At 54.3% G+C, this 14,629-nt stretch carries 16 protein-coding genes and 1 tRNA gene; 7 read left to right on the top strand and 10 right to left on the bottom strand.

Annotation, left to right across the window (positions count from 1 at the left end; translation table 11 throughout):
* The first annotated feature begins 40 nt into the window (after nucleotides 1–40).
* Nucleotides 41–1,675 (top strand): 2,3-bisphosphoglycerate-independent phosphoglycerate mutase, encoded by a 1,635-nt coding sequence (gene gpmI / locus BUB94_RS03930; RefSeq protein ID WP_073158676.1) that lies wholly within the window; start codon nucleotides 41–43, stop codon nucleotides 1,673–1,675.
* Between the two features lie 122 nt (nucleotides 1,676–1,797).
* On the opposite strand, the gene BUB94_RS03925 is transcribed toward gpmI, so the two are convergent.
* Nucleotides 1,798–2,205 carry a hypothetical protein gene (locus BUB94_RS03925; protein WP_139259164.1) on the bottom strand — a complete coding sequence of 136 codons (408 nt, stop codon included), beginning with the start codon at nucleotides 2,203–2,205 and terminating at the stop codon, nucleotides 1,798–1,800.
* A 72-nt stretch (nucleotides 2,206–2,277) separates the two neighbouring features.
* On the opposite strand from BUB94_RS03925, the gene BUB94_RS03920 reads away from it, so the two are divergent.
* Both BUB94_RS03920 and BUB94_RS03915 read left to right on the top strand, forming a co-directional pair.
* A tRNA-Leu gene (locus BUB94_RS03920) sits at nucleotides 2,278–2,360 on the top strand.
* 36 nt (nucleotides 2,361–2,396) lie between these two features.
* Nucleotides 2,397–2,837, top strand: a complete 441-nt coding sequence (locus BUB94_RS03915) for a hypothetical protein (protein ID WP_073158670.1) — start codon at nucleotides 2,397–2,399, stop codon at nucleotides 2,835–2,837.
* A 65-nt stretch (nucleotides 2,838–2,902) separates the two neighbouring features.
* On the opposite strand, the gene BUB94_RS03910 is transcribed toward BUB94_RS03915, so the two are convergent.
* Genes BUB94_RS03910 through BUB94_RS03890 form a run of 5 tightly spaced genes read right to left on the bottom strand, consistent with a single transcriptional unit; the run spans nucleotide 2,903 to nucleotide 8,571 of the window.
* Entirely contained in the window at nucleotides 2,903–3,451 is a 549-nt protein-coding gene (locus BUB94_RS03910; RefSeq protein ID WP_073158667.1) for a hypothetical protein, read from the bottom strand.
* Between the two features lie 9 nt (nucleotides 3,452–3,460).
* A complete protein-coding gene (gene recJ, locus BUB94_RS03905; RefSeq protein WP_073234386.1) occupies nucleotides 3,461–5,215 on the bottom strand; it encodes a single-stranded-DNA-specific exonuclease RecJ in 1,755 nt (584 codons plus the stop codon).
* Nucleotides 5,212–6,369: a DNA polymerase III subunit gene (locus BUB94_RS03900; protein WP_073234383.1), complete on the bottom strand. Its 1,158-nt coding sequence runs from the start codon at nucleotides 6,367–6,369 to the stop codon at nucleotides 5,212–5,214. The genes recJ and BUB94_RS03900 overlap by 4 nt, the downstream gene beginning before the upstream one ends.
* Before the next feature lie 12 nt (nucleotides 6,370–6,381).
* A complete protein-coding gene (locus tag BUB94_RS03895; RefSeq protein ID WP_083538089.1) occupies nucleotides 6,382–7,755 on the bottom strand; it encodes a murein hydrolase activator EnvC family protein in 1,374 nt (457 codons plus the stop codon).
* A 6-nt stretch (nucleotides 7,756–7,761) separates the two neighbouring features.
* Complete coding sequence (locus BUB94_RS03890) at nucleotides 7,762–8,571, bottom strand: cell division protein FtsX (RefSeq protein ID WP_249269417.1); 810 nt, start codon at nucleotides 8,569–8,571, stop codon at nucleotides 7,762–7,764.
* Nucleotides 8,572–8,695: 124 nt separating this feature from the next.
* On the opposite strand from BUB94_RS03890, the gene BUB94_RS03885 reads away from it, so the two are divergent.
* The 4 genes from BUB94_RS03885 to BUB94_RS03870 all read left to right on the top strand — a co-directional run bounded on the left by BUB94_RS03885 (nucleotide 8,696) and on the right by BUB94_RS03870 (nucleotide 12,221).
* Nucleotides 8,696–9,712: a CdaR family protein gene (locus BUB94_RS03885; RefSeq protein ID WP_073158655.1), complete on the top strand. Its 1,017-nt coding sequence runs from the start codon at nucleotides 8,696–8,698 to the stop codon at nucleotides 9,710–9,712.
* Nucleotides 9,709–10,716, top strand: coding sequence for a tRNA (adenosine(37)-N6)-threonylcarbamoyltransferase complex transferase subunit TsaD (gene tsaD / locus BUB94_RS03880; protein WP_073158652.1), 1,008 nt, complete (start codon nucleotides 9,709–9,711; stop codon nucleotides 10,714–10,716). The genes BUB94_RS03885 and tsaD overlap by 4 nt, the downstream gene beginning before the upstream one ends.
* Before the next feature lie 144 nt (nucleotides 10,717–10,860).
* Nucleotides 10,861–11,340 carry a hypothetical protein gene (locus BUB94_RS03875; RefSeq protein ID WP_254793659.1) on the top strand — a complete coding sequence of 160 codons (480 nt, stop codon included), beginning with the start codon at nucleotides 10,861–10,863 and terminating at the stop codon, nucleotides 11,338–11,340.
* Nucleotides 11,341–11,342: 2 nt separating this feature from the next.
* Nucleotides 11,343–12,221: a biotin--[acetyl-CoA-carboxylase] ligase gene (locus BUB94_RS03870; protein ID WP_073234380.1), complete on the top strand. Its 879-nt coding sequence runs from the start codon at nucleotides 11,343–11,345 to the stop codon at nucleotides 12,219–12,221.
* A 1-nt stretch (nucleotide 12,222) separates the two neighbouring features.
* Here BUB94_RS03870 and BUB94_RS03865 read toward each other — a convergent pair whose 3' ends face one another.
* Genes BUB94_RS03865 through BUB94_RS03850 form a run of 4 tightly spaced genes read right to left on the bottom strand, consistent with a single transcriptional unit; the run spans nucleotide 12,223 to nucleotide 14,608 of the window.
* Complete coding sequence (locus BUB94_RS03865) at nucleotides 12,223–12,456, bottom strand: hypothetical protein (RefSeq protein ID WP_073234377.1); 234 nt, start codon at nucleotides 12,454–12,456, stop codon at nucleotides 12,223–12,225.
* Nucleotides 12,443–13,336, bottom strand: a complete 894-nt coding sequence (locus BUB94_RS03860; RefSeq protein ID WP_073158631.1) for a UbiA-like polyprenyltransferase — start codon at nucleotides 13,334–13,336, stop codon at nucleotides 12,443–12,445. The genes BUB94_RS03865 and BUB94_RS03860 overlap by 14 nt, the downstream gene beginning before the upstream one ends.
* On the bottom strand, nucleotides 13,326–13,886 hold the full coding sequence (locus BUB94_RS03855) for a UbiX family flavin prenyltransferase (RefSeq protein WP_073234374.1): 561 nt from the start codon (nucleotides 13,884–13,886) through the stop codon (nucleotides 13,326–13,328). Before BUB94_RS03855 ends, BUB94_RS03860 begins: the two co-directional genes overlap by 11 nt.
* Nucleotides 13,883–14,608 carry a ubiquinone/menaquinone biosynthesis methyltransferase gene (locus BUB94_RS03850; RefSeq protein ID WP_073234372.1) on the bottom strand — a complete coding sequence of 242 codons (726 nt, stop codon included), beginning with the start codon at nucleotides 14,606–14,608 and terminating at the stop codon, nucleotides 13,883–13,885. The genes BUB94_RS03855 and BUB94_RS03850 overlap by 4 nt, the downstream gene beginning before the upstream one ends.
* Nucleotides 14,609–14,629 lie beyond the last annotated feature (21 nt).

Here is a 14,629-nt window from a genome sequence, read left to right as displayed (position 1 = left end):
TTAACGCGCCCGGAAGGTCCGGGCATAACTGGAGTAAACTATGCTTAAGAAGCTTTCCAACTTCCCTGGTATCAAGGGTCCCGTTGTCACTATCGTGATGGACGGTTATGGTTTCAACCCCAACGAACAGGGCAACGCTATTGCCGCTGCTCGTAAGCCCACTCTGGACGCCTTGTTCGCCAAGTACCCCAACGTTCTTCTGAACGCTCACGGTCGCGCCGTGGGTATGCCCACCAACGAAGACATGGGTAACTCCGAAGTCGGTCATAACGCTATCGGTGCTGGCCAGGTGTACAACCAGGGTGCAGCTCTCGTTCAGGACGCAATCGTTTCTGGCGATATCTTCGGCCGCGACGCCTGGAAGGAAATTTCCGCCAACGTTCGCGAAAAGAACTCCGTGCTCCACTTCATCGGCCTCTTCTCCGACGGTAACGTTCACTCCAACATTTCTCACCTGAAGGCCATGGTGGCCCAGGCTAAGAAGGAAGCCGTGAAGAAGGTTCGTATCCACATCCTCCTGGATGGTCGTGACGTTCCTGAAACTTCCGCTCTGGACTACGTTGAACCCTTCGAACAGTTCCTCTCTGAACTCCGTTCTTCTGAATTCGACGTTTGCATCGCTTCCGGTGGTGGCCGTATGCAGATCACCATGGACCGTTACAATGCCAACTGGAAGATGGTTGAACTCGGCTGGAAGACCCACGTTCTGGGTGAAGGCCGCATGTTCGAATCTGCAAAGCAGGCTATCGAAACTCTCCGTGGCGAAACCAAGGCTATCGACCAGGATCTTCCTCCGTTCGTAATCGCTGCCAACGGCCAGCCCGTGGGCACCATCAACGATGGCGACTCCGTGGTGTTCTTCAACTTCCGTGGCGACCGCGCTATCGAAATCACCCGCGCCTTCGAAGAAGAATCCTTCAATGAATTTGACCGCGTCCGCTTCCCCAAGGTTTGCTACGCCGGCATGCTCCAGTACGATGGCGACCTGAAGCTCCCCAACCGCTTCCTGGTACCTCCTCCGGCAATCAAGGAAACCTCTGGCGAATGGTTCGCAGAAACTGGCGTTAAGCAGTTCGCTTGCTCTGAAACCCAGAAGTACGGCCACGTGACTTACTTCTGGAACGGTAACCGTTCCAGCAAGTTCGACGGTGAAACCTACCTGGAAATCGAATCCGACGTTGTCCCCTTCGAACAGCGCCCCTGGATGAAGGCTGCAGAAGTGACCGACGCCATGATCGAAGCTATCAAGAGCGGCAAGTACCAGACGCTCCGCTGCAACTACCCCAACGGCGACATGGTGGGCCACACTGGTTCCTTCCGTGCTGCTACCATGGCTATCGAAGCTGTGGATATCGGCCTCGCCCGTCTCCTCCCGGTGATCGACGCAGCCGGCGGTGTTGCCCTCATTACCGCTGACCACGGTAACGCCGACGAAATGTACGAAATCGACAAGAAGACCGGCATGCCCAAGGTGAACAAGGATGGTTCCTTCAAGGCTAAGACCAGCCACACCTTGAACAAGGTTCCCTGCATCCTGTACGATAACGTTACCGGCGGCAAGCTCTCTCTCAAGGAAGGCAACTGGGGTCTGTCCAACCTGGCAGCTACCACTGCTAACCTCATGGGCTTCGAAAAGCACGAAGCCTGGGATGATTCGATGCTTATTGTTAAGTAGGAATTATGAGTCATCTACACCGACCAAGGTCGGTGTTAAAAAAGGTCGGGCATTCAGCTCGACCTTTTCTTTTTTATGTTCTTTTTATAGTATGCAGTTCTATTCTGCGAACAAAATAAAAACTAGCGGAATACTTCGCTGGCGATTTCCTTGCCGGGGGCGTTGCTGCCCTTGCCGTGCTTGATTTCGTACTTGATGTCGCCTTCCTGGTTCAGTTTCACCCGGACTTCTACGTCCAGTTTGTAGGCGCCATGGGTGCCCTTGATCTTGAAGCCGCCAGCCACTTCATCGATTTTTACGTAGGCGGTTTGGGGAGCCTCGAATTCCAGGGTCTGCCAGCTGCCGCCGATTTTTTCGGGATTCTCGTCGGCCACCATATTGACGCATTGGACATAGCTGTCGCGGACCAGGGCCAGGTCTTCCTTGAACTCGTGGTATTCGTCCATGTCGCCATCATAGGCGAAGGCGGAAAGGCATCCAAACAGGCTCAGGGCCAGAAAAACAAGGGTATTACGGATTAACTTCTTCATAAAACCCAATGTAGCTAAAAAAACAGCCTGCATTGCCCCGCTTTTTTATATATTTGCGCTACGCTCACACCAGCCCAGGTGGTGGAATGGTAGACACTGGGGACTTAAAATCCCTTGGGGGCAACCTCGTGCGGGTTCAAGTCCCGCCCCGGGCATTAATGAGCTAACTTTTAAAAGGTAGCGAGGTCAACATGATCGACTTTTATCCGAACAGCATTTACTACCCGCGCGAAGCGGTGGAAGAGAAGCTTGCCAAGGGCGAACTTCAGCGCACCGAGAAGCACCTGATTGGCTGGACGGAACGCCACCGTGGCGAAATCTGGGACTGCGCCCGTGACGACGCCGACGAACCTACCGACGAAATCCTTCTGGACAACCTGCGCGCCCTGCTGCTGTGCAAGGGCTCCCTGCAGCCCGCCGCCGAACTGGGCGACATGATCCGCGAAATCAAGAAGGAAGAATGGTATCAGAACGAAAAGGAAAAGGACGGCGGTCACGAAGACACCGAAATGGTGGCTGACGATTGGCGTGCCAAGTACCTGATCAAGTGGCGTGAAGCCCGCATGTTCGAAGCCTTCATCCTGATCGAAAAGAAGGCCGACCAGTTGCTTTCTATTCTGAAGGCAAAGTAATTCCAACGTTTATTTAAAGTTTGACGTATTTGAAAAGGCTGGGCGGAATGCTCAGCCTTTTTGATTCACTTAGCCACGAAGGGGCTCCAGTCCTGTTTCCAGACGAAGGGGGCCCACATTTCAAAGCGACCGCCAGCGCTCTTCCTGTAGCGCCAGAACTGGCTGATATGCTGCTGCACCAGGGCGTTCAAAGCTTCGTCGTTGACGTTGCTGAAGAGGATCTGGGATTCGAATTGACCCAGAGAATCTAGGGAAAGTTTGATGCCCATGAGGATGTCGCCCTCGGAGGACAGGGGCTGCAGACGGCTGGGTTTCTTGCGGGATTTCTTCTTGGCCTTGAAGTGTTCGGCAGCCAGCCAGTGGAGGCCCGCGGCACGGCCCTGGATATACTGGGCGATCTGGTTCAGGTCGCGGTTGGCCGTATTCTCGAGAACGTAGATGTCGTTGATGGAAGGCATGACCATGCGGCCCGTGTAACCGGCCATGGGGCTAACGGGAGCGGGCTCGGCGGGAATGATGGTCACGATGGGAGCAGGAGCCTGCTGGATGCGCAGGAGGGCAACCACCATTACGGCAATGACAAATGCCAGAAAAATCAGGGGAAGGTTACGCATGATCCAGTGCTACTCGATGGCCTTGATGCAAAGTTGCAGGGTCTTCTTGCCGTTGAAGTAGTTCCAGGTGGGTTCGAAAAACACGGAGACCAGTTCACCGCGAGTCAGCAAGTTCTTGTTCTTGCGGAGGCCGAAGGCGATGGCCGGGAACACGCGGCTACCCGCCTGGGAGATATCCATCTGCAGGTGTCCGCCCTTCAGTTCACGCATCCTGTGTACGCGGACGCCGGCGGCACGGAAGGTCGGAGACGGGAAGTTACCGCCGAAGGGTTCCATCATATCGAAGAAGTCCAGCACCGTGATCATAGGACGCAGCATCTGGTTCTGGGCGAAGGGGATTCCCTTGGTGGGCATGTACTGTCCAGCTTCCACTTCAAGTTCGTGGAGAGAAACTTCAATATCGTAGGGGTAGGCTTCTTCCTGCAATTCCTCTTCGCCGGTGTAGCCCTGAACTTCGGCAGAGCGTTCCAGACGGGCGCGGAGTTCATCCACCTTGTCGGCAGGGAGAGAGAAGCCGGCGGCGTTGGCGTGGCCACCCCAACGGTCAAACAAATCCTTGGATTCGAAAAGGGCCTTGTGCCAGTTAAAGCCGGGAACAGCGCGGGCACTGGCGTGGGCCATACCATCACAAACCGACATGACGGCGGAGGGTCTGTGGAATTCCTGGGCCAGCTTGGCAGCCACGATACCGATCACACCCACATGCCACTTTTCACCGGCCACCACAATCACGGTGGGAATACGTTCGCCATAGACAGCGCGAACCTGTTCCATGGCCATCTCGGTGATTTCCGCTTCCTTCTGCTTGCGGCGGGCGTTCCAGTCGCGAAGTTCCGCCAGCAGGGCATTGGCGCTGGCTCTGTTGGGGCTCAGCAAAAGCTTAAGTGCCGGATCCGGACGTTCCATTCGACCGGGGGCATTGAGGATGGGGGCAAACTTGTACATCACGTCGATGCCGCCCACGGCGCTGTGGGGCTTCATCAAGTTGCCATACATTTCCTGAAGGCCGGGCCAGCTACTGCTCTCAAGATTCTTGAGGCCAGCCTTGGTAAAGCATCTATTCTCGGGAGTCATCTGAACCAGGTCGGCCAGAGTTCCAAGAGCCACCAGGTCCAGGAATTTTTCGGGAACGGGACGTCCGAGCCTGGAGTACAGAGCACAGACAAACTTATAGGAAACACCCACGCCGCAAAGTTCAGGGTTCTGGTAGGTATCGCCTTCCTGATGGGGATCCAGAAGAACATCGCAAACCGGGAGGCCATCGCCAGAAGGCTGATGATGGTCGATCACCATGACCGCCATTCCCAGTTCCTTGGCGTGAGCAATTTCGGCGTTGGCGGTAATACCCGTATCGACAGTCACCACATAGCGGGCGCCAGCTTCGTACATCTCGTCTACCGCCGACATAGAAAGGCCGTAGCCATCACCGAAGCGGTTAGGCAGGCGCCAGTCAGACTCCATGCCGATTTCAGCCAGGGCACGAGTCATCAAGGTCACGGCAGTCATACCGTCCAGGTCGTAGTCACCAAAGACGAAAACCTTGCCACCTTTTTCGCGCACATCCAGAAGCCAGTTGACTGCGTCTTCCATCCCCATGATTCCAAAGGGGTCCAGCACATCATCCTTGCTACCGCAGAGCATGCGGTGGGCATCGGCCGCAGAAGTAATTCCGCGGGCCACCAGGAATCGGGCCACCACATGGGGGATCCTGAGGCTGTGCGAGATAGACGTCGCCAGGCGTTCTTCTGTTACGCCAAAAGTCATTTATAGCCCTCGAAAAGTTTAAGGGCCAGATTCTGCAGACACATGGAGGCGGTCACGCGGCGGGACTCGATGCGGGACATGGTCTCCTGGACTGCAACCAGTGAAAGTTCAAGGGCGGTGGCATCTACCCGCGGGAAGTTCTCGATACCCACGTTAGCCGTGGTCTCGGGCAAGCGCAAAGGCGCACCAGCCACCAGGCGGATCAGGTCCGCAATCAGGAAGGAAAGAACTTCGAGGAATCGGTTGGCCTCGTAGGCCTCATCCAGTTCGGCATCCTTCAAAGTCATAAAAAGGTCGGTGTAGTCCTGCAACAGGGACTTGCGGACGAATTCGGCGGCAAGCTTGCACCAAGTCTTGCTCCGCTTGGCATAGTAGAGAGCCTTGCCCGGAGAGCCTACAGCCAGGCCCACCACATCGTCGGGAATTTCAACACCTTCGCTAAAGCTATCCTCATCCTGTTCCTCTTCGGAAACCTCGCCGGCAGAAACCCGGGCACATTCGCTGCGGACCTCGGCATCGGTCAGGGGCAGCAGGTGCAGGGCCAGGCAACGGGAACGGATGGTCTGCAGCATCTTATCGCGGGAAGACGTGGTCAAGATGAAATAGGTATCGGGGGGAACGTCTTCCAAAGTCTTCAGGAAGGCGTTGCTGGCCGCCTCGTTCATGCGGTCCGCCTCGGCAATGATCACCACACGGACTCGGTCACCCTTCATGGCGAATCCACCGGTCATGGAACGGATCAGGTCCACCGAAATAAAGGAGGCAGGGCCAAAAAGGTCTACGCGGTAAGGGTTCTTCTGGATTTCCTCGATGTAGCCCTTCTTAATATCTTCTACAGTCTTGGCGGTACTGCCGGCGGAAACGTCGGCACCGCTCTTGGAGTGGGCTTCCTTGGTATCCAGGGGAATAACCCAGCTATTGGTATCGCCGCTGTCCATCGCCATACGGCAGCCAAAGCAGTGGCCGCAAGGGCGTTCGTCAGGGTTAGAGCACTGCAGAGCCTGAGAAAGCTTCATGGCCAGAGCCTTCTTGCCGATACCGGCAGGACCGTCAATCAGGATTGACTGCGGGAAACGATTCTCACGGAGAGCCGACATCAGTCGGATCCTTGCACGTTCCTGGGAGGCGGGGCCATTTAGAATATATTCAATCATCTACTGCTTTATTTACTGCTTTAACCACTGAAGGGGATCCACGGTCTGAGTCCCTTCGCTAACTTGAAAGTACAATTTAATTCCATTTAAGGAAGCAACGTCGCCCACCTCGCCAATTTCTTCGCAATTTCGGACTTCCTTGCCTTCTTGCACGCGAATAGACTTCATATGACCATACACGGAATAGGTTCCGCCCTGGTGTTCGATAATCACGGAGGGGCCGCGACCGTCAATTTCGGAGACCATGACCACGGTACCGGCAGAAGCAGCCTTCACCATTTCGCCACGCTTGCCACGGATTTCTACACCCAAATTGCGAGTCATGATATGAAGCACCGGATGTTCCTGGAGACCATAATTACTGATGACGTCACCCTTCAAAGGTCTGCACTTAGGTCCCTTTACCGATTCGGCCACCACAACCTTGGGCTTGGACACCGTCTTCGTATCCTTCTTCTCGGGCTTCTTGCCCTTAGACTTGCCCGCCTTTTCCTTTGCCTTGCGTTCGGCTTCGGCCTTCTTGGCCGCCTCGATTTCCTTCTTGCGGCGCTCTTCCAGCTTCTTGATCAAGGCCAGCATGGTCTTCTGGTTCTGCTCAAATTCCTTGAGGGCGCGGCGCTGCATATTCTGGTCCTGCTTCAGGGACTTCAACATCCGTTCCTGACCAGACATCTGGCTCACGAGACCCTTTTCTTCGGCAGCTTTCTTGTCGCGCATTTTCTTCAAGTCAGCCAGATGGTCGGTGGACTGCTGTTTCTTTTCATCACGTTCATAAACCAGCTGCTGCAAGGTTTCCACTTCCTGCTGGTCCTGATTCAAAATTCGATGTACCCAGTACACCTGTCGATCAGGGTTGCCTTCCTGAGTCAGAAGATTATAAAGGACCTTCGCCTCGTTAGCGCGTCCATTTACATACAAAGTTCTAATTCTCTTTTTCATGGCCTCCTTTCGTTCCTCGATCTTCTGGTCAAGGGAATCGATATCGGCCTCCAGCTGAACAATGGCGCTTTCCAGCATATTCTCGCTCTTGGAAAGTTCGCTGATGTAAGTTCGAGTCTGGTTCAAGTTCTGGTCCAGAAGAGAAATCGTGTTCAGCACGCCCTTCTCTTCGGTTTCAAGGAGAGCCAGTTCCTGACGTTTCTTGGCCAGGTCGGACTCCAGTTTCTTAAGTGCGTTTTTCTGTTCGCTGATCTGGGCGTCTGTTTTTTTGGTGACCGCCTTAGGAGCCGCAGACTTTGAGGCGGCCGGCTTACCGGCCGAAGGTTTTGAAGCCGCAGGTTTTGCAGGCGCAGATTTCGCAGCAGGTTTTGCAGGCGCAGCCTTTCCATTGGGAGCGGCAAAGCCTACACCCACCAGAAAGCACAACAGCAAGACCCAAAAACGCATGAAGCCCTATTCCTGTTCGTTACGCTTGACCATCAGGAACCGGCGAACAGTCCTAAAGCTGAAATAACCCGACAGGGCCGTCACCAGCAAGACCACCAGCGCCAAGACAAGACCCAGCCCATCCAGGTAAGTCCAGACAATCGGGAAAGCCTGCGTCACGGAATTGACCAGTGTCATCAAGAGGATCACCGCAAGACCGCTACCCACAAGGCCCTGAATCACGCCCTGCAGCACAAAGGGGAACTCGATAAAGAAATAGCTTCCGCCGGCGTACTTCATGTTCTCTACCAGCAGCTGACGAGAGAACAGCGAAAGGCGAACGGAATTACAGATGATCAGCGACAGCGTCACCAGCAGCAACACGCTAATACAGACGGGCCAGAAAACCAGTTTGAATTTCCAGGCCGCAAATTTTTCAACCCATTCCACAGGCGCCTGGACTTCCTCGAAAAATTCTTCCTGGGCCAGGGCATTCCGCAAAGTCACCAGGTCGGCAGGATTCTGGCTAGCCTCATCCAGGGTCACCCTGAAAAACGGAGGAATGGGGTTCCCTTCCACAAGGTCCAGCATCTCACCCGAGAAATGGTTGCGGAAATCCGCCAGGGCGGAATCGGCACTGATAAAGGAAACGGAATCGATATGCTTGGTATGCTGCAGGCGGGTCTGTATAACTTTTATGGAATCCATCGAAAGGGATTCGGGCAGGAATGCCTCGATTGCATACAGGTTCCGCTCCGTAGACATCAGACGCACAACACCACCCAAAACGGTGATGGAAGCCGAAAGCAATAGGGAACAGAGAAAGATTGTGACCAACGAAGGCAAGATCACCGTACGGTGTTGCCTCATTCCTCTAAAAGATTCTGATATTAAGTAGCCGAGTTGTCCAAGCACGGGTTGAATAATAACTAAATTTTCAAGAGTTCTTTACGGGGCGACAATGGGAAATATCGTAATAAAGATAACAGCACTAGTCTTTGGCATAGCCCTCTGGTTTCTTGTCATTTCACAGAAGGACTTCCAGCTTTCCATGGAAGTTCCCCTGCACTTCGTGAAGCTTCACGAGAACATGGCCATCGCCTCTAAACCGCCCCACACCTTGCACATTACCGTAGAAGGCAAGTCCTGGGATTTGATCCGTCTGCGCCACCAGATGAACAAGGACAAACAGAATTCCGTAGCCATGGTGGTAGACCTGCAGAACGCCGAACTAGGCGGAACCCGAATCCACCTGGACGCCCACAACTTCGTGGCCCCCGGATTCCCCGACATCCGCTTTGTGGAACCCGACAACCAGCTTATCTTTATCGACCTGGAAATCGACACCCGCATCGTCCGTAACGTTCCCATCAAGTCTAACGTAAATTTCAACGCCGCCCAGGGTTACCTGCTGGCCGACGATCCCGCCATCCTCCCCGAAGAGCTTAAGGTTTCCGGCGCCCGTAATGCCCTCACCCGCATTATCGACATTCCCACAGACTCTGTCAACTACGATACCCTCCGTAAGAGCGGCAAGTTCAAAGTCCCCCTGAATTTCGCATCTCTTCCATCCTTCGTAAAGCCCAGCGATTCCACAGTGACTATCGCCGTGAACATCCAGAAGATGGACAGCAAGACTTTCCAGAATATTCCCGTCAGCCTGATTGGTTTCTTCGACAAGAAGATCTACTCCCTGAACCCCGACACCGTATCCGTAGAAATTACCGGCGGCGAACAGGTACTGGATTCCATCTCGTCAAAGGACATCGAACTGATACTGGAATTCAACCGATTTGCAATTGAAGACGCCGACAGCCTGGCCCCCACCGTCAAGCTTACGCTGCCCCCCAGCGTAAACCGCGAAATGTCCATCAAGGCTATCCAGATCAAGCCCGAAAAGGTTCGCCTGAACAAGGTAGAAGTCAAGCCGGCCGTCACCGAGAATCCCGAAGAAACAGTCCAGGAGGCCACACCATGATTTGGCTTGGAATTGAATCCAGCTGCGACGAAACAGCCTGCGCCATCTTGCAGGATGACCCGCTGAAAGTGCTTTCCAACCCGCTGTACAGCCAGATCGACGAACACGCCCTCTATGGCGGCGTGGTTCCCGAAATCGCAGCCCGCGCCCACCTGCAGAAAATTGTTCCCGTCGCCGAAGCCGCCGTCAAGGAAGCAGGCATCAAGATGGAAGACATCGACGCCATCGCCTACACCACAGGCCCGGGCCTTATGGGACCTCTCCTTGTGGGCGCAAGCTTCGCCAAGGGTCTTGCCCGCGACTTGCAGATTCCCGCCTACGGCATCAACCACCTGGAAGGCCACCTGGCTGCCGCCTGGTTGAGCCATCCCGAAATCGAGCCGCCCTTCCTGACACTTACGGTATCCGGCGGCCACACGGAACTGGTGTTGGAAGAACCGGGATTCAAGTACACAAGCATCGGACGCACCCGCGACGACGCTGCCGGCGAAGCCTTCGACAAGTGCGGAAAGCTTCTGGGTCTCAAGTACCCTGCAGGCGCCACCATCAGCAAGCTGGGTGCCAATGGCAACCGCAAGTTCGTCGAATTTCCCCGAGCCCTCCGCTCCCACGACAACTGCGAATTTTCCTTTAGCGGCCTGAAGACCGCCGTGCTGCGCTATACCGAAACTCACGATCCGGAATACATCCAGCAGAACCTGGGCGACATCTGCGCCTCCCTGGAAGACGCCATCGTGGATAGCCTGGTGACCAAGACCATCAACGCCCTCAAGAAGACCAAGATGAAGACTTTGGTCATGGGCGGTGGTGTCAGTGCCAACGCCTGGCTCCGCACCCGACTGCAAGACTATTGCGGCAAACACGGCATCAAGTTCCTAGTTCCCGACCGCAGCCTCAGTACCGACAACGGCGCCATGATCGCCGCTGCAGCCATCCGCCGAGTCCGCCAGAATATGCTGACCTCCATTGACGTAGTCAAGCCCTGGATGCCTCTAGCCCAGTAGCCCTAGATACCTGCGGTTTTACCAAAAAAATCGGATCCTCCTGTTCCAATCCGGAGGATTTTTCGTATCCTGGCAACGTCTTCGTGTATTTTTTCGCACAAACTTTTGCACACCCCTCTTTTCGATTGCGTTTGTAAGTATATTATGAACATGAATTGCCCTGCTTTCAAAATTTCTCTGTTTACAGTGACCCTGGCAAGCCTCCTCTGGGCCCAGGATCTTTCTAAACCTGTAAACGACGTAGATGTGTTCCGCCCCGAAAAGCGCGAAACCCAGGTGCAATTGGTCGACTCCACCAAGAACAACGCCGTGACGCTGAACGTGGACATCTTTGCCGATGGCATGGTAGGCTCCTACTACATCCTGTGGGATGAGGTGGACCTTTCCGAAGACATCAAGAAGATGATGACCACCCGCGATTTCGCCCGCGACGAATTCTTTATGCAGAACATCGACCGCGAACAATTCGAACAGGAACGACTGCTGCAGCTCTTCGAAGACAAGAAGCGTGAATACTTCGCCATCTTCCCCGAAGAGGCCCTGAAGATGCTGGAAGACCAGAAAAAGGATGACCTGGTCGAGGCAGAACTCGATTCCAAGAAAGACGAGCCCAAGGCTCAGTAAGAATGTTTTCTACGGAACCAAATTTTGACCGCTGGAAACTGACCGGCTTCGCCGGCCAGAACGCATACCTTTTGGAGACAGTCGAGAGTACACACTCTCTTATGAAACAGCAGGCAGCCACGGGCAAAATACAGCCTGGCGCCCTCGTTGTCGCCAACCAGCAAACCGCAGGCCGAGGCCGCCACGAACGCACATGGGCCTCCCCCGCCAACGAGAACCTCTATTTCAACATCCTGATTCCGCTAGAGGGAATCGCCCTCTCCAAGGCACCGCAAATCACTCAGGTCGCCGCCCTCACCTTCGCAGAAACTTTCCGCGACATCCAGGACGAATCCGGCACCGCACCGCAGCTGGGACGCGTCACCGTCAAGTGGCCCAACGACATCCTCTGCGGCAAGAGCAAGTTCTGCGGCATCCTGGCAGAAATCGTCTTTGTACCCGGCGAAACCGTAGACGGCAAGCGCCAACCGCCCAGACCCGCCGTCAACATGGGCGTAGGCATCAACGTCAACAGCGATCCCGCAAACTACGCCTTTCTAAACCGCCCCGTCACCACCCTAAAAGAAATCGCAGGCGGCCGCCAGATCAACCGCGAAAAATTACTGCAGGCCCTCGTAGGTAACCTGGAGCGTGCCATAGGCCAGTTCCGCGCCTTCGGACTTTCTCCCTGGATTGAAGCCTGGCGCAAGATGGACCAGTTCATCGGCGCCCGGGGCACCATCGTGGTCAACAACAACTGCACCGACGAAAACCGCGACAGCGGCGCAGGCTCCATCAAAAAATCGGGCCGCATTCTCGACATGCAACCCGACGGAAGTCTACTATTCGAAACCGACGACGGCACCGTAGAAACGGTCTACTCCGCCGACCTTGAAATTTGACTTATTTTCTCTTTGTCTTAAAGAATACGCTACCGACCAGCGCCACTGCCAGCACCACGATCATGGCAGTGAGCCCCATGTCCAGCAAATTCTGGTAAGCCCCGAACTTTCCACTCTCGATCATCAGGATGATAATCAGTGCAAGGACGGCTCCCAGGGAACCCAGACGTTCAAACATCTTGATCTTGTCTTCGTTATCAAACTTCTTCGGACCGTTACCACTAATAAAGGACATTGACATCGCCTCCCATTAAAATCCAGACGAAGAGACCCACCATGACCAACACACTGATGGTGACATTGGCCAAGAAGAAATCACGGTTCATCGCATCCAGATCGTCAGACTTTCTAAACAAGTGAATATAAAATACCGCGGCAGCCATCAGGGCCGTTACAGCCCACCAGGCTACACCCATCTGCCAAATAAAGCCGAAAGCCACACAAAGGGCAAGCATGGCCATATGACTCCAGAAGGCAATCTGCAAGGAACGCTTACGGCCAAATCTTGCCGGCACGGAATGCAATCCCATCTGGCGGTCAATCTCTTCATCCTGTGTGGCGTAGATAATGTCGAAGCCACCCATCCAGAGCATCAGAATCATCAGCAAGAAAATGGGGAACAGCGCGAATTCGCCTCGGATAGCAATCCAGGCACCCAGGGGGCTCATGCCGATGGCAAATCCCAGGAACCAATGGCAAAGCCAGCTAAAGCGTTTCCAGTAGGAATAGGACAACAGCAATAGCCACACAGGCAAGGCCAACAAACCGGCCAGAGGCTGCAACAGCGCCGCAAACAGAACGAACAGAACGCCGTTTACCGCCAAAAAGGCAATCACCGATTTCTTGCTCAAGCGTCCATCGGGCAGGTGGCGCTTGGCCGTGCGAGGATTCTTGGCATCGATATCTGCATCGGCAATGCGGTTAAAACTCATGGCGCTGTTACGGGCCGTTACCATGCAAAGCACAATAAGCACCACGATGCGGGCAGTCTCCTGCCAACTCATATCACGGAAACCATTTGCAGCCACCCACATGGATCCCAGCGCAAAAGGCATGGCGAACAGCGAATGACTCAAACGAACCAAATGACCAAATTCAAGAATCTTATTTAACATCAACTTTCTTCCATGGTTCTACAATTTTCGTTTCTTCTCCCAGGTGTTTCAAAATTTTCGCCACCACCGTATCCACCAGTTCCTCCATCGTCGTAGGCTTGCTGTAGAACTGGGGGCTCGCGGCAATCACAACCGCTCCCGCGCGAGTCAGACGTTCCATATTTTCCAGGTGGATTAAATTATAGGGCATCTCCCGCGGAACCACAATCAGAGGGCGGCGTTCCTTCAGGCATACATCCGCCGAACGGACCAACAAATTGTCAGATGTACCTGCCGCCATTCTCCCCAAAGTTCCCATGGAACAGGGCACCACTACCATGCCTGCATAATCGGCGCTACCGCTGGCACATTCCGCAAAAAAATCATTCACGTCAGGAAGTTCATCGCAGTAATCGTACAGAGATTCCTGCCCCTCGTAGGCCACCACTTCGCGACCCGGGGAAGTCACCAGGGCCGTCACATGATGCCCCAGTTTCTTGAGATGCATTGCAGTGCGGGTCGCATAGATAGCGCCGCTAGCACCCGTCACGCCCAGAATATAACGGCTCACTTGACCGCCCCCGCCGCAGATCCATCCGCAGAAACTTTCTTCAGAAGAACGCGATAGGCAACGCCCCAAAAGCAGGGCTTCACATGGACCAGTTCAAACCCGTTCTTTTCGGCCAGCTTCACAAATTCGTCTACCGGCAAAAAGTGCAGCACGGAATTCACCAGATATTCATAGGCATCATGCTTGCTGAACAGCGCCCCCATTACAGGAATGAACATAGGCGCCAAAACTTTATAGAAGAACTTGTTGAACGCATTCCGCGGAGCGAAAAACTCAAGCACCTGCAGGTAGCCTCCGTGGCTCAGCACGCGGGCAGATTCCTTCAAGCCGGCATCGGCATTAGGCAAGTTTCGCATACCAAAGCCATTCAGCACCACATCGAAGGAAGCATCGCCAAAGGGCATCTTCATGGCATCCAGCTGGACAGGAACCGCGGTCGTATTCTTGCCTTCTGCACCACGGAGCATTCCGTAAGAAAAGTCCCCGAGAATCGCCACGTCCTGCACGCCATTAAACTTTTCGTAGGTCACGGCAAAATCGCCAGTACCGCCGCACAAGTCCAGCAGGCGCTTTCCCGGCTTTACCTTTCTCAGTTCCTTACAGCAGGCCCTGCGCCAACGGATATCCTGAAAACAGCTGAGGGTATGATTCAAAAAATCATAACGCCCCGAAATTTCGTCAAACATCTTGCGAACGTAGCTCTTGTCTTCAGGATTTCTCATACTTCAAATTTAGAAATTAAA

Source organism: Fibrobacter sp. UWH9, from assembly GCF_900129715.1.
Taxonomy (GTDB): Bacteria; Fibrobacterota; Fibrobacteria; order Fibrobacterales; family Fibrobacteraceae; genus Fibrobacter.
The sequence above is the reverse complement of the archived record's forward strand: the minus strand, read 5'-3'. Positions and strand labels throughout refer to the sequence as shown.